The following is a 21,980-nucleotide window of genomic DNA, read 5'->3' on the forward strand; positions in this document are numbered from 1 at the left end:
CATTTAGTACATCAAATATTAATAACAAAATCAATAGTTTGAACGCAATCTTAAGAATTCTTAAGAATTAAAACATTTTCTACCAATGCGATAATCTCTCCCATTTGTATTTCCTCCTTTTTTTGTTGCCGATATCCTAGCACACTTTTTATAATTGCGACCAAAAAACTTTTGAACGGTCGTTTTTTGCCGGTGAACGGTCAATTATACATTTTATTTGTTGCATATGTTTTATTTTGTATTGTATGTTCTTTGACAGCATATCCTTGTTCGTGGTATTCTATTTTTGTGCTGATAAAGCAACATTTACGATTTAAGAAAGGATTGATAGATTATTATGCAAACGAGAAAAACAATTATTGCGGCTGCTTTAGTTTGGATGGCAGGCTTGCTTGGAATCATTCTTTTTCAAGATGTCTTTGCCAGATCCCTGTTGGGCGCAGTTTTAGGTATACTGATGGTGATCGTCACACTGGCTGCTACCTATTTTATGGTGGACGGTATGCTCATGCTGAAACAACAGAGCGAAGAACAGCAGGATTTACTGCAGCGAGCTTATCAAGATAAATTATTAGAATTAATGAGTCAGGAGATGGAACGTCTGAATGACAAAAAAGGCGAACCTGCCACTATCGACGATGCTTCTTTCGAACAGTACAAAGAATCCATCAACAAAACTACGTTGCAGGCCGCCAAACTTATTGTGAAATATAATAAAAAATCAACAGAAGAGATCCATGATAAGCTGGATCAATTATTGGACGAAACCAAAACTTCTTAATACAAAGATCCAAACGGTCAATGTTACCGCTGACAAAACTGTGGTTGCGACCACAATACTAGAGGCAAGCTCTGCATCGCCATCCATGTTTTTTGCCATGATATAAGACGCCGGTGTGCAGGGCGATGCCAGCATGATAAGAAGTGCGATCAACTTTTGATCGCGAAATCCCATATATATGGCAAGTGGCATAAATACAGCAGCCAGACCGATCAACTTAATAAAGGATGCACCCAAGGTCGGCTTAATCTTTGCAAGTGCCTCTCTGCCACGAAATGTTGCACCGATCGAAATAAGTGCTAACGGCGAGGTCATAACTCCCATATTCGATATTGTCTTTTTAACCATCCCCGGAAATTTAATATTAAAAAATGATGCGATCATCCCAAGCACAATTCCAATGATGATCGGATTTGTCAACACGCCAATACACGCTTTGCGGATGCCCTTTTTGTCTGCGTCACTGCTCGTAAAGGTCAAAATGATGACCGCAAAGATATTGTAAAGAGGGACAGATCCAATGATCATCAATGGTGCCATGCCGGAAGTCCCATATATGTTTTGAATAAAGGCAACACCTAAGATCGCCGCACTGCTGCGATATGATCCCTGCACAAAAGCACCGACCATTGATTTGTCCGGCATTAGCTTTGCCGCCAAAAACCAGATCACAACGATGGAAATCAGCGTTATAATAAAACAAAACCCTATGTACGGTGCATCAAAATTCCGTCGGATGTTAGTATCAGCCAGATCCAAAAAGATCATACAAGGCAGACAGGCTCTGAACACGAATTTATTGGATATGCTTGCAAAGTGCTCATCGATCAAGCCAATCTTGCATAAAAGATTACCGATCACGATCACTGCAAATACCGGAACTGTCGCATTTAAGCTAAATATAAAACTACTCATCGTATTGTCTCCTCTGTTCTTTTTCTAATATAGCAAATCTATTTCCATAGATAATTTCTATAAATCGTATTCACCTATTTTTATTTGCTGCACCAATAACTGTACCACATAATACTTTATAGTGTCAAAAATAGAGAATTGTGCTATACTATAATTTACGCAAGGGACAATGTCGTTTTCTCGCAGGAATTAAATGAAAGAATGGAGAATAGAGATGGCAAAGAAAAGTTTAACCCGCAGAGGGTTAAAAATTATTGTTGTTGGCTGTGGTAAAGTCGGCGAAACGCTCACCGACCAGCTAACCAGAGAAGGGCATGAAGTCACTTTGATTGACAAAGATCCCACTAAAGTCCATGACCTGACAAACATGTATGATGTAATGGGCATTGTTGGAACAGGTGCAAGTTACAGTGTACAGATGGAGGCAGGCATTGAGAGCGCAGACCTGTTGATCGCTGTCACCGAATCTGACGAGCTCAATCTGCTGTGCTGTACTGTTGCAAAACGCGTCGGCGATTGCTCTGCAATTGCCCGTGTAAGAAATCCGGAATACAGTGAAGAAATCCCTTATTTACGTGAGAAACTAGGACTTGCGCTGATCATTAACCCGGAGCAGGCAGCTGCAAATGAGGCAGCGCGATTACTCTACCTGCCTACTGCCTTGGAAGTTCACTCTTTTGCTCATGGTCAGGCCGAGATCGTAAAGTTTAAGCTTGCTGAAAATAATACAATGAATCAGAAATCGATTGCAGACTTGGGTCGTACCGGACTTCTCGACCGTATCGTCATTTGCGGCGTAGAACGCGATGGCGAAATGACGATCCCAGCCGGAGATTTTATCTTTGAAGAGGGAGATATGGTTTCTTTCGTTGCCGCTCAACATGACGCGAAGAATTTTATGCGACGCATTGGACTTCCTACCAATCAGGTGCGTGACACAATGATCGTCGGCGGTGGCAAAGCTGCTTATTATCTGGCAAAATGCTTACTGGATGTCGGTATCGAAGTCAAAATGATCGAGCAAAACCGCGTCCGCTGTGAAGAGTTGGCTGTGATGCTTCCGGATGCGATCATTATTAATGGCGATGGCACAGATACCGAACTTCTCAAGGAAGAAGGCATTGAGCATGTAGAATCCTTTGTCTCTCTGACTGGAATTGATGAAGAAAATGTGCTTCTGACGCTTCATGCCAGAAACGTATCGGATGCCAAAGTAGTTACGAAGATTAACCGCTCCAACTTCAAAACCGTGATCAATGAACTGGATCTGGGAAGTGTTGTGTATCCAAGACATATTACTTCTGAAACGATCATTGCCTACGTGCGCGCAAAACGTGCTTCGCTGAACAGCAACGTAGAAACTGTATACAATTTGTTTGATTCTCGTGCGGAAGCAGTGGAATTTTTGGTGAAAGAAGAATGTGAAGTAACCGGCAAACCTTTAATGGAACTGAAACTCAAGAAGGATCTTTTGGTTTCGTGTATTTTCCGCAATGGCGAAATCATCATGCCATCCGGTAATGACTGCATTATGGTCGGCGATGCCGTATTGATCGTAACTACACACACCGGACTGGGCGATCTGCAGGATATTCTGGCATAAACGGCAAGATATACTGTGCCTGCGGCAATGTGCTGAAGCCCCAGAAAGGCTGGCTGGCATAGAAAGGAATGTAGATTTGATATGAATTATTCGGCTGTAAAATATATTTTATCGTATGTATTGATGATTGAAGGTGCATTGCTCCTTTTTCCATTTATTGTTGGTGTCCTATATATGGAACAGAAAAGTGTATGGTATCTGCTGGTCGCAGTTATCTGCATTGTTCTGGGTGTGTTGGGAACACGTCATAAACCCAAAAATGCGATGTTTTATTTTAAGGAAGGCTGTCTGGCAACAGCCGCCAGTTGGATCACACTCAGTATTTTCGGTTCTCTCCCATTAATATTGACTGGTGAATATCCAAGTTACGTGGATGCACTGTTCGAAATCGTGTCCGGTTTTACGACCACAGGAGCGACGGTGTTGAGTGATGTGGAATGTCTGTGCCATGCAACACTTTTTTGGCGCGCATTTACACATTGGATCGGTGGTATGGGTGTACTCGTCTTTTTGCTGATGATCATTCCTATGAGTGGCGGCTCCAATATGAATCTGATGCGTGCGGAGAGCCCGGGGCCTTCCGTTGGCAAGCTGGTGCCGCATCTTAAATCCACGGCACAAATTTTGTATGTGATCTATTTTGGCATGACTGTCGTTCAGGTAATCCTGCTGTTGCTCGGCGGCATGTCTTTATTTGAAGCGATCACGACCTCATTTAGCGTTGCCGGTACTGGTGGATTTGGTATTAAAAATGATAGCATTGCAAGTTATTCTCCATATCTGCAATGGGTGATCACAATATTTATGCTGCTATTTGGTGTGAATTTTAATGCCTATTATCTGTTACTGCTTCGCAAATGGAAAAATGCTCTGAAAATGGAGGAAGTTCGTTATTATTTTCTGATCATTGCAGTAGCGATCGGTATTATCTTTTGCAATATTTTACAGATGGTTGGAAATGCAGCAGATGCATTGCGCCAGGCTTCTTTCCAGGTCGCTTCCATTATTACAACAACCGGCTATTCCACCGTTGACTTTAACTTATGGCCGCAATCTTCACGCACGATCATGGTGCTTTTGATGTTTATCGGTGCATGTGCAGGAAGTACCGGCGGCGGTATGAAAGTATCGCGTATCGTGATCTTATTTAAGACAGTTGGTAAGGAATTGCACTCCTATATCCATCCAAAAAGTATTCAGAAGGTTAAATTTGAAAAGAAACCGGTGGAACACGAAGTGCTGCGTGCAACGAATGTATATTTTATCACATATATAATCGTATTTGCCGTTTCAACCTTCCTGATCTCCTTTGAGGAAAAGGACTTGGTGACAACATTTACTTCTGTTGCAACAACACTCAACAATGTTGGCCCCGGATTGGAAAAAGTCGGCCCGATAGAAAATTTTGGAGCATTTACTCCTTTCAGCAAATGTGTCTTTATGTTTGATATGATCGCAGGCAGACTGGAGCTATTCCCACTGTTGATCCTATTTCATCCTGCGTTGTGGAAAGATACTCTATTTCATCGTTCCAAAGACAAAAAATCCAGCCGACGGGTAACCGCTCCCGCTAAGGCGGCTAAGAAAAAAGCAAATAAATAAGCGAATGGCATACAAAAGCAAAACCGGCTTGCACCGTTGCGGTGCAAGCCTTTTTACTGACATCGTTATCTAATAGGATTCCCATTGTCATTACAGTCCACTTCTGCTGTCATAACATAACCTATATCTACAGCATTGCATCTGCCAATGCTTCCAAATTCGGAATATCACTCTCTTTCAGTGTTGACTTGATCGTAACGACCGGATCTACGATCGTAATATTCTTCATCGGCTCTAAAATTGCTTTCATCGTGCGTGCCGCAGTTGGTCCCCAAGAACCATTCTCTACGATTCCAACTTTGCGATTCTGATATGCCTTGCTCTGCAAATGATGCAGGAAGTCCTGCATGCAAGGAAATACGCCGCCATCGTAACTTGCTGCTGCCACGATCATTCTGTCATAACGGAATGCGTCCTCTATTACTTCTGCCATATCTTCTCGCGCAAGATCACTGACAACGACTTTTTCTGCACCCTTGCTGCGGAGGATTTCTGCAAGTTTCTCTGCTGCTTTACCGGTATTGCCATGAATAGACGCATATGCGATCAGGATACCTTTGCTTTCCGGCTCATAACTGCTCCAAGTATTGTAAAGATCCAAATAATATCCGAGATTTTCTGTCAAGATCGGTCCATGTAGCGGGCAGATTGTTGCAATATCAAGTCCGGCCGCTTTCTTTAACAAAGTCTGCACCGGTATTCCATATTTACCAACAATATTAAAGTAATATCTGCGTGCCTCACACGCCCAGTCCTCATTTTCAGTAAGAGACAGTGCACCAAATTTACCAAAACCATCTGCGGAGAACAGAATTTTTTCGCTGCTCTCATAAGTAATCATAACTTCCGGCCAGTGTACCATCGGTGCCATTACAAATGTCAATGTATGTGATCCCAAAGAAAGTGTATCACCTTCTTTAACTGTCAAAGTATGTCCCTCTAACGGCAGGTCAAAAAACTGTGGAAGCATCTGGAACGTTTTCGCATTTCCAACTAAAGTTACCTCCGGGTATAATTCTACCAAACGCGCAATGCTTCCGGCATGATCCGGCTCCAAATGCTGTATGATCAAATAGTCTACGGCACGACCGTCTAACGCTGCAGTCAAGTTCTTCTCCCACTGCTCCATGCCTCGCTTGTCCACTGTATCCATCAATGCAACCTTGTCATCCAAAATGACATAGGAATTATAAGAAACTCCTTCCGGTACTACATACTGACTCTCGAATAGATCGATCGTTGTATCGTCCACTCCAATGTATTTTACAGAATCTGAAAACTTAACACTCATATGTATCCTCCATTCTTGCCACAACGGGCTTATATTTTTTCTGCCTCTATTATACACATCCTATGTGTAAAATGCTACTAAAAAATAATATGGAATTACCATGTATTTCCATTTGACATCGTCATAAATTTGCTAACCGGTGGCACACTATAAATGTAACCGGTTGATCATTATGGGTTACTCTGAAACGTTTTGCGGTGCCCATAAACACCTTACAGAAATGGAGATTATTATGTCAAAAAAACAAACAAATCAGTCACCAAATTATGAGAACTGCTCTGACAGCACACAGAATTGCGGAAGCAACAATTCCTCTAACAAATCTTCTGCAAAGTCAAGCAACAAGAGCTCTAACAAATCTTCTAACAGCTCTTCCAACAAATCTTCCAACAAGGCTTCCGATCGTTCTTCTAATACGTCAAACGATTGTATGTACTAGAGTGGGGATCTGTTCTACACAACATCAATTGTGCAGTGATCGCATTCTCGCAGATCATGTTTTCATTATAGGAAGCGAGAAGTTTTCTATAACGAAAAGCAGCAGTCAGGTTTCATGCAAACAACATGAAGCCTATCTGCTGTTTCTTTTTTGTCTATCGGTGTGCTCTGAATTTACAGATTGGATTGCCTAGAGCATAAAATTTCTGCTCATATTCCGTCATAATATTATCTGCTGCCGGTCCATTTTCATGTAAATGATAGGATACATAATCGGCATGCCAGCCCACTTCCTGAAGCTGCTCGAGTGAGAAATCAAATAATGGGCGATTGTCTGTCTTAAATTCAACGACACCATCCCGCTGCAGGATCTGATCGTATCTTGACAAAAATGTAGTCGAGGTCAAACGACGCTTTGCATGACGATCCTTTGGCCATGGATCTGAAAAATTGAGATATATCCTGCCAACCTCGCCCGGCTCAAAATAATCGGTAATTTCTTCCGCATCCATTCTCATAAAAAGCAGATTATCTAATGCAAGCTCCTCTCTTTTGTCAATGGCGCGAATCAATACACTGGAATATTTTTCAATACCTATATAATTAATGTTCGGATTCTGCTGTGCCAACGTCGTAATAAACTGACCCTTTCCCATGCCAATCTCTATGTGTATCGGATGGTCATTATGAAAATACTCACGATTCCAACGTCCCTTGAAATCAGCTCCATCCGTACCATCCGTCTGTATCGTATACGGATCCGCCAAAATTCTTTCGTCAGCTCCTTTTATATTTCGTAATCTCATACTTCCTCCATTTGCTCGATAATTGTAATTCCCTGCGCCATCCTGCGGAGCATCTGTTCTCCAACGTTGGACCGCTTGATCTGCTCCGGACTGTGTGCATCTATTCCAATAATTGCTTTATTTTGCACTTTGCTCGCAATATCCAAGAAGCGTTTGCTCGGATAATGTCTGCCATCAACAGCACCAAGCATATTTAACTCGATCGGGCGGTCATGTTCTTTTAAATACTGACAAAGTCTTGTCATGTGCCGCTCATAAATCGCTGCATCTCCAACATAATTAATGAGATCCGGGTGAGCCAAATACAGATATCTGCCGGACTCGAGCCCTGCAATAACGGTATCCACATAGTTCTGTAACGTTGTTTCATCCGTTGTCGGCGCACCGGTATAAACTCCGTCGCATTCCTGCTTCAGAAAATGCTGACCCAATATCATATAGTCGATCGGATATGGTGCAAGTAATTCATCCTGCGCTTCGATCAGATCCGGCATATGTTCCGTTTCAAAGCCGATCAAAATTCGAATATCATTGCGATATTCTGTTCGCAGTCTCTGCATAGAATCCACATATTCTTCAACCTGATCCGCTCTCATACGGATTCCGGACACAAAATCATCTTTATAGACCCATGGGCAATGGTCTGAAAAGCCCAGCACCTGTATCCCTGCTGCAATGGCAGCCTCAACATACTCGCGGTCTTCACCTACTGCATGCTGACAGCGTTTGGTGTGCGTATGATAATTTGCATACATGGTCTCATTTCCTTCTTTCCGTAAAAAAGCAAAGCCAGCGCTTTGCTTTAGTAATTATTTCCTATTCCGTAAAAAAGCAAAGCCAGCGCTTTGCTTTAGCAATTTCCTATTCCGTAAAAAAGCAGCTGACGGGAGTCGAACCCGCCCCCTTAGCTTGGGAAGCTAATGTACTACCGATATACTACAGCTGCATATTTGCAAGTGATCTGCTACTTGTTGGCTCTTAACAGGCCATCCCGGCAGATAACAATGTATGTCTGCATACTTGCTATCTGCTTTTGACCCTTGTTTCTTATATATTAAATCAGATTTTACTCAAAAAGTAAAGATTTCTTTAGCAAATCTCTGCACCCGCCGGCATCGTCTTCTCTGGTGCCATCAGTGCCAGATTACCTTCTGCATCTTCTGCACAAAGTAACATTCCTTCAGAAAGAACACCGGCTAACTTAGCTGGTTTCAGATTCACCAAAACCATCACTTTCTTGCCGACCATTTCCTCTGCGGAATAATGCTGCTTGATTCCGGATACGATCTGCTTTACTTCGCTGCCGATCTTAACCTGTGAACAAAGAAGCTTTTTGGACTTTTTCACTTCCTCGCAGGCAATGATCTCTCCTACCTGGAACTGCATCTTCATAAAGTCATCAAATGTAATCTCCTCTTTTGGCTCAATATCAATGACTTCCTCTTCGGTCTCGCCACTCTCTGCCTTAGCTTCTGCGATCTGTTTCTGCTTGATCTCCTCTGCTTTGGCAAGCACTTCCTTTGGATCCAGTCGCATAAAGAGGATCTCCGGTTTTTCTACAACGTGTCCACCTGACTGGTACAGCCCGAACTGATCCATCTGATCATAAGCGCGTTTTTGTGCGCCAAGCTGAGCTAATATCTTATCCGTTGTATTCGGCATAAATGCCTCTAACAGGCTGGCGCCGATCGTGATCGCCTCAACCAGATTATATAATACTGTTGATAAACGATCTTTCTTTGCTTCATCTTTACCTAAAACCCAAGGCTCTGTCTCATCAATATATTTATTGCAGCGTTTGAACAGAGCAAATACTTCTGTAATCGCATCCGCTACACGAAGTTGGTCCATTTTGGCTGTTACTTTGGCTGGTGTTGCCAGAACAAACTGCTTGAGGTTATCGTCTACTTCCTCAGATACGCCCTTGTCTGCCACAACACCGCTCAAGTATTTATTTGTCATCGAGATCGTACGATTTACCAAATTACCAAGTACGTTCGCAAGATCGGAGTTCATACGCTCTACCATCAGATCCCAACTGATCACACCATCGTTCTCGAATGGCATCTCATGCAATACGAAATAACGCACAGCGTCAACACCGAAAATATCAACAAGATCATCTGCATAGATCACATTACCCTTGGATTTACTCATCTTGCCGTCGCCCTGAAGCAGCCATGGATGACCAAATACCTGCTTCGGAAGTGGAAGATCAAGTGCCATCAGCATGATCGGCCAATAAATCGTATGGAAACGCAATATGTCTTTACCGATCAGATGCAGATCTGCCGGCCAAAACTTCTTATAAAGATCCTCGCCATTTTCCAAAGTGTCATTACCATCTAAGTCAAATCCAAGACCGGTAATATAGTTGCTTAATGCATCAATCCATACATATACAACATGATCCGGATCAAAATCTACCGGAATTCCCCATTTGAAAGAAGTGCGGGATACACAGAGATCCTGCAGTCCCGGAAGCAAGAAGTTGTTCATCATCTCGTTCTTGCGGGACTCTGGCTGAATAAACTCAGGATGCGTATTGATATGCTCGATCAAACGGTCTGCATATTTGCTGAGCTTTAGGAAGTATGCCTCTTCTTTCGCCGGCTGACATTCTCTGCCGCAGTCCGGGCATTTACCATCAACAAGCTGGGATGATGTAAAGAAAGACTCACATGGTGTACAATACATTCCTTCGTAGAATCCTTTATAAATATCTCCCTGCTCGTATAATTTCTTGAATATTTTCTGTACCTGTTTCTCATGATAATCATCCGTTGTACGAATAAATTTATCATACGATGTATTCATCAGATCCCAGATTGTCTTGATCTGTCCGGATACGTCATCAACAAACTGCTTTGGCGTTACTCCTGCCTCTTCCGCTTTCAGTTCGATCTTCTGACCATGCTCATCCGTACCGGTCTGGAAACGAACATCATATCCTTCTAATCTTTTATAACGCACAATACTGTCTGCGAGCACTGCCTCATACGTATTACCGATATGTGGTTTGCCGGACGTATATGCGATCGCGGTCGTCAAATAAAATGTCTTCTTGTCTGCCATTTCGTTCCCTCTTTCTGCAAAAAACGTCTTTAAGGCTCGGTGTCCCAAACCTTAAAGACGATTTACTCGTTTTATTGCTTCTTTGTGTTCCTAGCCTTTTACTAGTTTAGTTTATCCCATATGGTCTGTCAAGATACCTCATTGACAAATTCCTATGCTCAAAATTAACGATGCATCGAGAAGGTGTCCATCGGATAATGTTCGAGATTCTCGTGTACTCCACGCTCATCTGCCTCACCCAATAATGCATTACGATCTTTCATCGCTGCCTTCTCGGTACGGTGCTGGCTAGGGCCGCCAACACAACCGCCTTCACAGACCATACCTTCAATAAAGTCTTCCGGCAAACGGCCAAGTTTTAACAATGTCAATGCTGTCTTACATTCAGCTGCACCATTACAGGTACGAACTTTGAGATCGGCATCTCCCTGTGTCTCTTCCAAACATTGGATCACTGCCGCAGTAACACCGCCTGCATTAGCAAATTTCTTACCATAAATACTTGCTTCCTGTGAATCATTCTCCGCCGGCTCAAACTTCACATTCCTAGCTTTCATAATAGAACTGAGTTCGCCGTATGTTAATACATAATCTGCATTGCCCTCAATGCTCTTATCCTGACATTCTGATTTCTTAGCAACACATGGTCCGATAAATACAGTTACCGCTTCCGGCTCTTTCGCCTTGATCATTCTGGACACTGCACACATTGGTGATACTGTCGTAGATACACAATCCCATACCTCTGGGAAATGTTTCTTGACCATATTTACAAATGCCGGACAGCAGGAGGTTGTCTTCTTCTTGCCATCTTTGGCTGCTTCTGCCCACTCTTCTGCCTCTGCAGCTGCTGTCATGTCTCCACCAAGACCAACTTCGATCATATCCTTAAATCCAATCTTCTTTAAGGCTTCTCGGATACTGGTCATGGAAATATCTTTACCAAACTGTCCCTCTGTTGCCGGAGCTACCATAGCATATACCGGCTTACCAGCCAACATATCATTAATAATGTCTACAACAAAAGTCTTGGATCCAATTGCACCGAATGGACAGCTGTGAATACAATGTCCACACTGAATACATTTCTCCTCATCAATCACACAAATGCCATTCTCATCGAAAGACATTGCATCTACCGGACACGCTCTCTTACATGGACGCATCAGATCAGCAATGGCGTTATATGGACATGCCTTAGAACAAAGTCCACATTCTTTACACTGACTAGGATCGATGTAAGCACGGTCTTTTCCCATAGAGATTGCACCAAAGCGGCACGCCTGCTGACAGGATCTCTTCATACACTTACGACAGTTATCTGTTACTACATAACGTGCAATGGAACACTCCTCACAAGCAGAAGAAATAACCTGAATCATGCTGTCACTCTGCTTATCACTCGGGCATTTACCCTCTGCCAAACGCACACGCTGGCGGATAATCTCCCTCTCTTTATAAATACAGCAACGAAATCTTGCTTTTGGTCCCGGAATCATCTGGAATGGAAGAAGCTCCTTCCCCTCCTCAAGTTTCTTGTCATACGCTAACTTGGCTACCTCTTGTAAAACCTTGTGTTTAATATTTAACACTGTTACGTCATCTGAAAGCATATTGTACTCCTTTCCATTTGGTTCATCTTAATAATTTTTCTCAATACAGTTTTTCGACATTATAACATATCCCTTGTGGAAAATCTACACAATACGTTTGCATTTTCATACCAAAACACGGCGATTATGACAATTTCTCTTCTGAAAAGCTCACCCTGTCGCGAAAATAGTCTATTGTTGTTCGGGTTGAAATTCTGTCATATGCGTGCGGTATTTCTTGGGTGCCATATTTGTCTGCAATGAATCATTGCGACGCTCATGAATACAAATGCTGTCAAAAAATGTCTTCCATAATATGACATATTCTTCTTTTTGCTCCAAAAGCACATCTAACTGTGCGCATTCCTGTACTGTCAACGCTCGAATATACCAAGGCTGCTCGGGGACATGGATCATCACCTCACAGTGTCCCTTGTCATAGATCATAAAACGCTCCGGATTGAGGCGATCTGCAAAATGCGAAGCGATCATCGTCAATATACGGTGATCCGGCTCGATCACCGCCAAAAGTACCGATGGCTCTACAGAGACTTCCTGGAAACGCAATATTTCCCGAAACCATGCCGCCTCATTGCGGACACGCCTCTGCAGCGCAAAGATTGCTTTGACACACGGTATCTGCATCGCATCCGTTACCCTTCTGCCAATGGTAAAACCATATGTAACAAACTGATACACCAGATTGGCCTTCTCCGGATCATTCGACGCCAGCGCATACATAACATACTCATATGCATTTCTGCTAATGCCGCTTTGCACCTTATCTAAGACAATGCGAGCATGCTCCGGATCCGTTACTACCGTAATATATTCCGCAAATAGGACAAAGGACTCTGTCTCGCCTTCCCTTATCGGTGCGATCCGAATATACTTATGCCCATATCCGGAAATGCCCGCCTCGTATACCGCTGTCAATATCCCGTCCTGTGTATCTTCACACTGATAGATCCGAAGCGGTCTGTTCTCCTCTTCCTGCCTCATACCAATCCTCCGTTTGGAAAATCATCAAACAACGACAACTGCCGATACGTTACCCTCTCACCAAATCCCCGCATCACATCTGTATTATCTGCCAAAAGACTGCGTGTGATATAGTCCTCCTCCACTTTGAGAAAATCCTGAAACATACGCCCATGGCACGTAATAAAATAAATAGCCCGTTTAAGAACGACTCCCATCGCCTTGAGCGAATCAAAATCCACTCTGCCGGTACGCCTTGCGCGGATAATACGGCCTGCTGACTTCACGCCGATCCCCGGCACGCGAAGCAGCGTATCATAATCTGCACTTTCTATCTCTACCGGAAATAACTCCAAATGTCCCAACGCCCAATCACATTTAGGATCTAAATACGTATTAAAATTAGGGCGGCTGGGTGATAATAGCTCATTCGCCTCAAATCCATAATAGCGCAGCAAAAAATCTGCTTGATATAAGCGGTGTTCCCGCCGCAGCGGTGGCTGACTATCCAGTGCCGGAAGAGTACTATCCTTATTGACATTGATAAACGCAGAATAAAACACCCGCTTCAGGTCAAAACGCCGGTATAACGCTTCTGATACCGCCATGATCTCATAGTCTGTCTCCCCGGAGGCACCAATGATCATCTGTGTACTCTGTCCGGCCGGGACAAATCCCCTCTTCGTATCGCAGGAATTCCACAACTGCAACCCAGATGTGGTTTTCCCCTGCCGCATAAGGTCTGTCCCTGTGATCACGCTGTCCCCGCTTCCGGAATGAGAAATCTTATATCCACCATTGTCTGCATTTGTACCGGGAACGCCCTTAACTCCCCGTGAGACTGTATGTGCACCGGAAGCACTCGCAACTCCCCGTGAGATTGCATGTGTACCAAAAGCATCCTTAGCTCCCCGCATGACGAGACGTTTCTGCTTCCGCTCCTGCGTAAAATGATATGCGCCGTAATTGCCCCCTTTCATGCCGAGATACTCGCGACTTTCTGCCATTCCATTTTGAATCTGGCGCATCGGTGTCAAGATCGTCTTTCGCGTCTTATTGGGCGCAAGACGTTTTAATCCTTCTTCCGTCGGCAGCTCCAAATTAATACTCATACGATCCGCATACCAACCTGCCATCTCAATAAGCGCAGGATCCGCCCCCGGAATTGCCTTACAATGAATATATCCGTTAAACCGATGTATGATCCGAAGGTCACGTAATGCCTTGCATATCTGTTCCATCGTTTCATTGGGTGAATGCAGTATCCCGGAGCTCAAAAAAAGCCCCTCGATATAATTACGTCGATAAAACTCCATTGTCAAAGTACATATTTCTTCTGGGGTAAAGCTCGCTCTTGGCACATCATTTGAGCATCGATTCACACAATATTTACAGTCGAATACGCACTCATTGGTATACAATATTTTAAGCAGAGAGATACATCTGCCATCTCCGGAAAATGTATGGCAAATACCTGCCGCCTCTGTATTTCCAATGCTCCCGGCTTCTGCCTTTCTGGCAACACCACTGGAAGTACATGCAACATCATACTTCGCTGCATCTGATAATATCGCAAGCTTCTGCTGTAATGTTGCATTCTCCTGTAATATCATAGCAAACCACAATCCTTTCCCATCACGCAATCGCAACCGCAATCGAACATTTGTTCGTATTATATCACCCGGTCCTTATCCTGTCAACAAACATTGCCCTGCCAATTGTTTCCTGTTATAATGGGCTTGTCATTTTTTTACCACATTTGTCGAATACACTGGTACAACGACGATGGCAGTAAAAACATATGAACGAAGTAGTCCATGGCATTATTTACTATGCTGGGACTTATTCATAGAAAGGAATAAATATTAAGGATGAGAAAAAAATTATTATGTGCCTTACTGGCAGTATCTATGGTAGCATCATCTGGAACAATGCTACCGAACACACAGGCAGTCACCGCAAGTGCAGCATCCACTTCGGTCAGTCCTTTTACCGGCAAAACCTATACACACTCTGATGTATTCCATGGAAAAAACGTCTATCATGGCATCGATGTATCCTATCATAATGGAGCAATTGATTGGGCGAAAGCCGCTGCAGATGGTGTGGAATACGCCTTTATCCGGGTTGGCTACCGCGGCTGGGGATCCGGCACAGTTGTAGAAGATCCTCGTTTTAAAACATATATCAAAGATGCACTGGATGCCGGAGTCCATGTCGGATTATATTTCTTCACCGAAGCCCGCACGACCAAAGAGGCTATCGAAGAAGCTAACTTCTGCCTGAAAATGGCAGCAAACTATGACATAGAACTTCCAATCGCTTTTGATTATGAATACCAATACTCCGATGGATCGCTTGTCAGTCCAAAGGCAGGGATCAGTAAAGCACAGGCAACGGCAAACTGTGAAGCTTTCTGCGACACGATCTCGGCAGGCGGATACACACCGATGATCTATGCCAATTCGAGCGACTTAAAGACACTGATCAACGGCGCCAGTCTTCAGCAAAAATACATGATCTGGCTCGCCAACTATACGACGAAAACATCTTATACCGGCGAATACGATATTTGGCAATACAGCAGTACCGGCAAGATCAATGGATTTACGACAAATGTAGACTGTAATTTCTGGTATTCTGATACCGATATTGCAAAGATAAATTTCAACAGCGGTGAGCTCAAAGATGCAGCCATCGCAAAAATCCCGACGCAGATCTATACCGGCAAAGAGATCAAGCCTGCGCTAACCGTTACACTAAACCGCCGCGGATTAAAAGCCGGACGCGATTATACCGTCACGTACAGCAACAATAAAAAACCGGGCAGGGCAACCGTCACGATCACAGGCAAAGGCAACTTCACCGGAACACGCACAACATCTTTTACGATCAAACCAAAAGCAGTTTCCGGTATAACTGCTAAATCCGGCTCCAAAAAGATCACGCTGACTTGGAAGGGTGCGACCGGTGGCGATGGATATGAAATATATCGTTCCAGCGAATACAACGGTACTTATAAGAAAGTGAAAACGATCACAAAAGCGACAACCAAAAAATGGATCAACAAAAAGTTAGCAAAAAACCGCGAATATTTCTATAAAATACGCGCCTATCGCAAAGTTAACGGCAAAGAGTACTTTGGTGCATACTTGAAAGTTTCCGCAGGAACAACCCCGGGCGGCAAAGGTTTTCAGACTAAAACCGCTATGAAGCTCCTCAAGAAACCGTCGGCAAAATCCGCCAAACGTGCGACGATCCCGGCAGGTGCAACTGTTCACTACATTGGTAAAACGGTATTGAAGCATAAAGCTAAATTTTACCATGTACAGTTCCATAAAGGCAGCAAGACCTTTGATGGATACCTGACCTCGATCAAAGGGTTAAAGTTACGCAAGACTTTGATCACCGCCAAGAGATCTCCGCTCAAACAGAGTGCCTCTGCCTCTGCGAAGACCCTGGCAACACTGCCAAAGAATATGCCGGTGATCGTATTGAAAACCAAGAAGTCCGGCAAGCATACATGGTATATGACAGTCTATCTCAAAGGCAAAAAATTACATACCGGATATGTAAATGCAACACAATTTTAATTCTAGGATTAAGGCTAAAACAAAAATGCTGCGGATTATACTTCCGCAGCATTTTCTTTTATTTTATCACTGATGATCTGACGAACTTTCTCGCCGATCTTTTTCTTTTCGGCACGTTCCATACTATCCATGTAGATCGGTTCACAATATTCGATTATAACATGTGTGCGGTGAATCCAAGGCATATGCTGCTCCAACACAGCATCCATATTATTCATGGCAACCGGCACGATCGGCGATTTGGACTTCTCAGCAAGCTTAAAGCTCGCCTCATGAAATGGAAGCAGCTCATCACTGCTATTACGCGTTCCCTCTGGAGCAATAAAAATGTTGGTTCCCTCTTTCATTAACTCGATACCGGTTAAGATCACTTTCATTCCCTGACGAATATCATCGCGATCCAAGAACAGACAATTTAAGTATTTCATCCACCAGGAGATCATTGGCACCTTTTCAATCTCTTTTTTTGATACAAATGCAGACGGAATTGGCGCAGTCGCATATCCTACCACAATATCAAAGAAGCTGCGGTGATTAAACACATACAACGCCGCCTTATCATGGATCTGGTTCTCTTTACCTTTGACTGTCACCTTAACACCGGACAAGAACAAAATACATCGAAATCCTCCTGCTACAAATCTTTGTGACATTCTCACCTTTTTCTTTGGATCCATCTTACCCAAGATAAATCCGATCAGATACATCGGCAAGCTGACGATCGTATACAAAAGTAAAAACAATACTACGATAATAGTACGCATAACATCCTCCTATCCTAATTACTCATTCATTTCATCTCCAGATGGCACTTTGGTCTCCTCTGGAGCCTTCGTTGGTTCTTTTGTTGGCGCCTTCGTTGGCACCGGTGCTTTCGTTGCAGCCGGTGTTTTGACCGGTGCTTTCGTAACTGTTGGTTTCTTAGTCTTCTTTGGCTTCGGCGCATGTGTCCGCTTTGGAGCTTTCGTTTTCTTAGGCTTAGCCGACTTAGTCGGTGCAGACGACTTGGACGGTTTCGGTGTTTTCTTCGGTTTATACGAAGGATTTGGTGTCGGTGCAGAAGTCATCTGTGGCTCCTTTGGTGCTCCAGTATCCGTATCCTTAACCTGATCTTCCGGTTTCACCTTCTTATCTACAGTTGTCGTCTGATAATACTCCTCCAACGTTAATTTCTTCTTATACAAGCGCTTTGCCAAATTCTTGCCAACATAACGAATATGCCATGGCTCATAAGAATACCCTGTAATATCTTCTTTCTCCTTTGGGTATCGGATCGTAAATCCATATTTATAGCAGTTACTTGCCAGCCATTTCCCCTCGATCGTCTTTCCAAAGGACTGCTCCAACGCACAGCCGATCGAGTCTGCAGAGACATCTATCGTAAGACCGGTCTGATGTTCACTACTGCCCGGAAAAGCGGATACCTGATTCGCTTTCTTCTTCCCTTTTGTACTGACATTTCGATTGTAAATTTCTTTTTGGCGGCTGTAAGAACGATATGCCGATACTCCTTTTAATGAAATATTCTGCTCTTTTGCCCCCGCAAAAAGCTTCTCAAGCGCTGCCGCTGCATCTTTTCTCATATAGCTTTTCTCATACGTCCCATAAAAGCTAAACGGCACATCCGGCACTACCAGATCTTCCGGAATATATTCCTCCGGCAATAAATACTCTCGATTAACAAGCACAGTAATGCTCTCTGGATCCGTATCCACCTGAATCAGTGGTGCTTTCGTTGCTCCCGGTTCACTCGAACTTTTCACGTCTTTGTCCTCCGGATGATCATTATCCTTATAATAATATTCATATCCGGATGTCTTGGTGCCTTTATGATCGGATGTGTCTTTGCCTGCAAATAATTTTTTTCCACACAAAACACCGGCAATTGTCAAAAAGACAACTGCCCCTGTTACTATCATTCTTTTTTTCCTCATCGTATCCCCACATTCTAATCTGTATTCTTCTGAACTTCCCACACACTTCGTATAGAAAGCTTCTACCATAAAATCATAGCATAGTCGTGTAAAATTTCTATGACAAATATATTACATTTGCTTAAACAATCAGCATCGTCTATACTGATAGAAACGGTTGCATTCTTTGCATGCAGCAGAAACAGTATACAGTATCAGGCTTGTTCATGCAAGCATCATTACAAACAAGGAGGTTTGATATGGATAAAATAACGGTAAAAGCACCCGCCAAAATAAATTTGACTCTGGATGTCCTCGGGCGTCGTGAAAACGGCTATCACGACCTGCGCATGATCATGCAGACGATCGACCTGTGTGACGAAGTCACGATCGAACAGATAACTGCTGAAGAAATTACCCTTTCCATGAATAAGGAGCTCCCTGATGGCTGCCCTATGCAGAAAAATCTTGTGTACCGCGCAGCAATTCTTATGAAGGAACGCTATGCTCTGCCGGATGGCATGAATATCATTTTGACCAAAAATATCCCTGCGGCAGCAGGCTTGGCAGGCGGCAGCAGTGATTGCGCAGCCACTCTCTTGGGAATTAACGAACTATATAAACTGGGCTTGTCCCTCGATGAACTATGCGACATTGGTGTTACGCTTGGTGCAGATGTGCCTTTCTGCATCCGCAAAGGAACAATGTTGTCGGAGGGCATTGGCGAAATACTGACTCCGCTGACTCCACTTCCACCAATGTGGACATTACTGATCAAACCAAATATTTCCGTTAGCACCGCTTATGTTTATGGCAATCTTGATCTGCAAAAACAACTGGATCACCCGGATACGGATGCGGTTTTAGATGCGATCGCACACTGCGATGGAGCCAAAGTCGCACACTTGCTCAGTAATGTATTGGAGACGGTGACGATTCCGAAATATCCTGTCTTAGCAGAGCTGAAACAATTTCTGTTGGAAAACGGCGCTGTTGGTGCGTTGATGAGCGGCAGCGGTCCGACTACTTATGGATTATTCCAAGACGAAATTGCGGCACGCATGGCTCTGTCTGCTGCAACACAAAAGTACACCAATTATGATGTCATTTTGTGCCAGACGAAAAATGTACCGGCGCTATAAAGTTCTATTCTAATATGCCGATATATAATATGAGAGAAGAAATGCTCGTGTTATACGAAAACAGTCCGTGTGCCACGGATGGCAGCGGTTGATAAGCAAAGAAAAAGGAGGTTCAATTATGGATTTAACAGCAACAAGTGGTGTTCCAGGTACATATACTGCTGAAGCAGCAATGGTGAACAGCCAGGCAGCAGCCAAGCCGGATACCACAAATTCTTCATCTGCAGCGAAGAAAGAGGATTCTTCTGTAGTATATGAGAAGTCAACAACCACAAAGAAAGATTCTGCCAATCAGATCTACAACCGCGATAATATTATCGCAAAGTTAAAGAAAGATCAGGAGTCTCGTATGACTTCTATGCAGAATCTTGTACAGAAGCTTTTGAATAAACAGGGCAGTGTATTTGATCTTGCCAATGGAACAAATTTGGCAGCTATATTCCGCGAGGCTGCTGCAAATGCAGATCCTGATACGATCAAAGCCGCACAAGAAGCAATCTCTGACGATGGTTACTGGGGCATAAAACAAACTTCTGACCGCATGGTAAGTATGGCAATTGCTTTAACCGGTGGCGATACTGATAAAGCAGACGAAATGATCTCTGCTATTGAAAAGGGATTTAAGCAGGCGACGAAATCCTGGGGAGAAGATCTTCCTGATATTTGTCAGAAAACATTAGAAGAGACAAAGAAGAAGATGAATGATTGGAAAAACGGCGTAACGACTGCCGCTGATTACTCTGATTATTTATCATGATCTATACGATTATGACGTGTTCCCATTAACAATTCGTGGGACAATTATTCATAATGATGTTGTCAATACAATATAATTGACAACGATTCCTTTCTTTTGTAAAGGGCGGGGCACTTTGGATATATGTCAAGGTGCCCCGCTTTTTTTGATAGGAAATTGCTGTTGTGTAGCGTGACATCGCCAAGAATTGCTTTAGCAATTCTTGGCGAAGCAAAGCGCTGGCTTTGCTTTTTTACCCAAGCCGGATCACTTCCTCATCGCCAAGAAGATAGACCATTGTACCCGGTCTGGCAAGCGTATAGCTGTCCGTCCGCAAGATCTTGCCATTTGACATCTTGATCGGCTGACTTGTATAGGCGATCACACGATACTGTCCGATCAGGGAATCATATCGTACGCCGCAATGCCGACGACTAATACCGGAATGTGTGACCACAATGTCACATAATTCTAAACTATTGCCAAGAATAACCTCGGCATCCGGCTGCATAACGAAATCCTGTCCGGATAACTGTCCCCGTACTCCTTGAATGTGTCCACTGCCATCATACTGCATCGGAAAACATTCTAATTCGGGAGCAAGCTCTTTTTCTGCTGCTTTCTCCGGTCTTTCCGCTTCTCTGACCGCCTGTGGCATCGGAGTCATTGGAAATACCTCCCAATTCTGAACTTCTTTCGGCTCATATTCTCCGTGATGTACTTCCTCGATCTCGACAAGCTCTCGTTCCGGCCGACACACTGTAAAATAAGCGAAGCTCAACAGTATCAGCAAGCCCCCCAACAATATCTGTATAAAATATCCGCTGTCCGCAAATCCCCACAACACCGCACGAATGGAGTATTCTCCCACACCCGGGATTGCAAGAACGCCCTCGGACACCATTTCATAAGACTGCACCGCCGACTGCATCTGCTCCCACAAAAGTTCCGGGATCACAGTCAGCCACGCCACACCAATCCCGATCGTCACTGCACCATCCAAAAAGATCAGTGTCCGCGGGGTTTTTCGTCGCAAAAGCATATACGAGCAAACTACCAGCCCCATCAACGCCGGTGCAAACAGCATCGCTCCCATAATTTGCAGCACCATCTGAATATCACTGGTGCGCAGAGAGTATCCCTCTCGTACCTGAATCCCCTCAAACGCCAGATCCGCCCCGCTGCTCAAACACCATCCCGCCAGATGCAGTCCATCAATGCTGTCCTGTCTGCCATGTAATGCTTCATCTGCTTTTTGTTGATATTCCTTGGCTTTGGCTTCCCGCATAGACGTACCACGTTCGTAGTTGTCCGTAATCTCATATGCTCCGGCTTCCCTGGCTTTACCGGCAGCGATCTGCTCTGCCTCGCGGTTGATCTCCATCGCAACCGACACAAAGCGGTCTCCGGTAATTTGCAGCCACGGCATAAGAAGTACGGCACTCTGCGTCAAAAGCAGGAGTGCCGCCAAAAATATTTGCCATTTAAAACCCTTTTTTTCCATACTAACCC

Annotated in this window: 18 protein-coding genes and 1 tRNA gene; 7 read left to right on the forward strand and 12 right to left on the reverse strand. The window is 43.8% G+C overall.

Translation table 11 applies throughout. The annotated features are described in order from the left end of the window. Positions 1-337 precede the first annotated feature (337 nt). Positions 338-781 (forward strand): hypothetical protein, encoded by a 444-nt coding sequence (locus ACSAJE_RS08445; RefSeq protein WP_458008818.1) that lies wholly within the window; start codon positions 338-340, stop codon positions 779-781. Here the strand turns inward: ACSAJE_RS08445 and ACSAJE_RS08450 are convergent. Further along, positions 755-1,696: an AEC family transporter gene (locus ACSAJE_RS08450; protein WP_458008819.1), complete on the reverse strand. Its 942-nt coding sequence runs from the start codon at positions 1,694-1,696 to the stop codon at positions 755-757. The genes ACSAJE_RS08445 and ACSAJE_RS08450 overlap by 27 nt on opposite strands. Before the next feature lie 214 nt (positions 1,697-1,910). On the opposite strand from ACSAJE_RS08450, the gene trkA reads away from it, so the two are divergent. Together trkA and ACSAJE_RS08460 are read left to right on the forward strand one after the other, a co-directional pair. Continuing rightward, positions 1,911-3,299, forward strand: coding sequence for a Trk system potassium transporter TrkA (gene trkA, locus ACSAJE_RS08455; RefSeq protein ID WP_458008820.1), 1,389 nt, complete (start codon positions 1,911-1,913; stop codon positions 3,297-3,299). An 81-nt stretch (positions 3,300-3,380) separates the two neighbouring features. Then, positions 3,381-4,901, forward strand: a complete 1,521-nt coding sequence (locus tag ACSAJE_RS08460) for a TrkH family potassium uptake protein (RefSeq protein ID WP_118507616.1) — start codon at positions 3,381-3,383, stop codon at positions 4,899-4,901. A gap of 127 nt (positions 4,902-5,028) precedes the next feature. On the opposite strand, the gene ACSAJE_RS08465 is transcribed toward ACSAJE_RS08460, so the two are convergent. Then, positions 5,029-6,192 carry an FprA family A-type flavoprotein gene (locus ACSAJE_RS08465; protein WP_458008821.1) on the reverse strand — a complete coding sequence of 388 codons (1,164 nt, stop codon included), beginning with the start codon at positions 6,190-6,192 and terminating at the stop codon, positions 5,029-5,031. Between the two features lie 232 nt (positions 6,193-6,424). On the opposite strand from ACSAJE_RS08465, the gene ACSAJE_RS08470 reads away from it, so the two are divergent. Beyond that, on the forward strand, positions 6,425-6,631 hold the full coding sequence (locus tag ACSAJE_RS08470) for a hypothetical protein (protein ID WP_147352635.1): 207 nt from the start codon (positions 6,425-6,427) through the stop codon (positions 6,629-6,631). Between the two features lie 154 nt (positions 6,632-6,785). Here the strand turns inward: ACSAJE_RS08470 and trmB are convergent, their stop codons facing one another. The 7 genes from trmB to ACSAJE_RS08505 all read right to left on the reverse strand — a co-directional run bounded on the left by trmB (position 6,786) and on the right by ACSAJE_RS08505 (position 14,697). Then, positions 6,786-7,436: a tRNA (guanosine(46)-N7)-methyltransferase TrmB gene (gene trmB / locus ACSAJE_RS08475; protein WP_458008822.1), complete on the reverse strand. Its 651-nt coding sequence runs from the start codon at positions 7,434-7,436 to the stop codon at positions 6,786-6,788. Further along, entirely contained in the window at positions 7,433-8,191 is a 759-nt protein-coding gene (locus tag ACSAJE_RS08480; RefSeq protein WP_022024525.1) for a histidinol-phosphatase, read from the reverse strand. The genes trmB and ACSAJE_RS08480 overlap by 4 nt, the downstream gene beginning before the upstream one ends. A 120-nt stretch (positions 8,192-8,311) precedes the next feature. After that, positions 8,312-8,382: transfer RNA gene (locus ACSAJE_RS08485), tRNA-Gly, on the reverse strand. 143 nt (positions 8,383-8,525) lie between these two features. Continuing rightward, positions 8,526-10,559: a methionine--tRNA ligase gene (metG, locus tag ACSAJE_RS08490; protein ID WP_279220191.1), complete on the reverse strand. Its 2,034-nt coding sequence runs from the start codon at positions 10,557-10,559 to the stop codon at positions 8,526-8,528. Between the two features lie 116 nt (positions 10,560-10,675). After that, positions 10,676-12,124: a 4Fe-4S dicluster domain-containing protein gene (locus ACSAJE_RS08495; protein WP_444156508.1), complete on the reverse strand. Its 1,449-nt coding sequence runs from the start codon at positions 12,122-12,124 to the stop codon at positions 10,676-10,678. A gap of 171 nt (positions 12,125-12,295) precedes the next feature. Continuing rightward, entirely contained in the window at positions 12,296-13,105 is an 810-nt protein-coding gene (locus tag ACSAJE_RS08500) for a TIGR03915 family putative DNA repair protein (RefSeq protein ID WP_118690701.1), read from the reverse strand. Continuing rightward, positions 13,102-14,697 (reverse strand): putative DNA modification/repair radical SAM protein, encoded by a 1,596-nt coding sequence (locus ACSAJE_RS08505; RefSeq protein ID WP_458008823.1) that lies wholly within the window; start codon positions 14,695-14,697, stop codon positions 13,102-13,104. Before ACSAJE_RS08505 ends, ACSAJE_RS08500 begins: the two co-directional genes overlap by 4 nt. 258 nt (positions 14,698-14,955) lie before the next feature. Between ACSAJE_RS08505 and ACSAJE_RS08510 the strand changes: the two genes are divergently transcribed. Then, positions 14,956-16,677 (forward strand): GH25 family lysozyme, encoded by a 1,722-nt coding sequence (locus tag ACSAJE_RS08510; RefSeq protein ID WP_458008824.1) that lies wholly within the window; start codon positions 14,956-14,958, stop codon positions 16,675-16,677. Positions 16,678-16,712: 35 nt separating this feature from the next. Here the strand turns inward: ACSAJE_RS08510 and ACSAJE_RS08515 are convergent, their stop codons facing one another. Further along, positions 16,713-17,441, reverse strand: a complete 729-nt coding sequence (locus tag ACSAJE_RS08515) for a lysophospholipid acyltransferase family protein (RefSeq protein ID WP_118507622.1) — start codon at positions 17,439-17,441, stop codon at positions 16,713-16,715. 18 nt (positions 17,442-17,459) lie between these two features. Continuing rightward, positions 17,460-18,596: a M15 family metallopeptidase gene (locus tag ACSAJE_RS08520; protein ID WP_207663999.1), complete on the reverse strand. Its 1,137-nt coding sequence runs from the start codon at positions 18,594-18,596 to the stop codon at positions 17,460-17,462. A gap of 254 nt (positions 18,597-18,850) precedes the next feature. On the opposite strand from ACSAJE_RS08520, the gene ispE reads away from it, so the two are divergent. After that, positions 18,851-19,732 (forward strand): 4-(cytidine 5'-diphospho)-2-C-methyl-D-erythritol kinase, encoded by an 882-nt coding sequence (gene ispE / locus ACSAJE_RS08525; protein WP_458008825.1) that lies wholly within the window; start codon positions 18,851-18,853, stop codon positions 19,730-19,732. Positions 19,733-19,850: 118 nt separating this feature from the next. Continuing rightward, on the forward strand, positions 19,851-20,489 hold the full coding sequence (locus ACSAJE_RS08530) for a hypothetical protein (RefSeq protein WP_458008826.1): 639 nt from the start codon (positions 19,851-19,853) through the stop codon (positions 20,487-20,489). 232 nt (positions 20,490-20,721) lie between these two features. On the opposite strand, the gene ACSAJE_RS08535 is transcribed toward ACSAJE_RS08530, so the two are convergent. Then, on the reverse strand, positions 20,722-21,972 hold the full coding sequence (locus tag ACSAJE_RS08535; RefSeq protein ID WP_458008827.1) for an FHA domain-containing protein: 1,251 nt from the start codon (positions 21,970-21,972) through the stop codon (positions 20,722-20,724). Positions 21,973-21,980: the final 8 nt, after the last annotated feature.

It is taken from the genome of Jutongia sp. SJQ-6 (assembly GCF_054161275.1).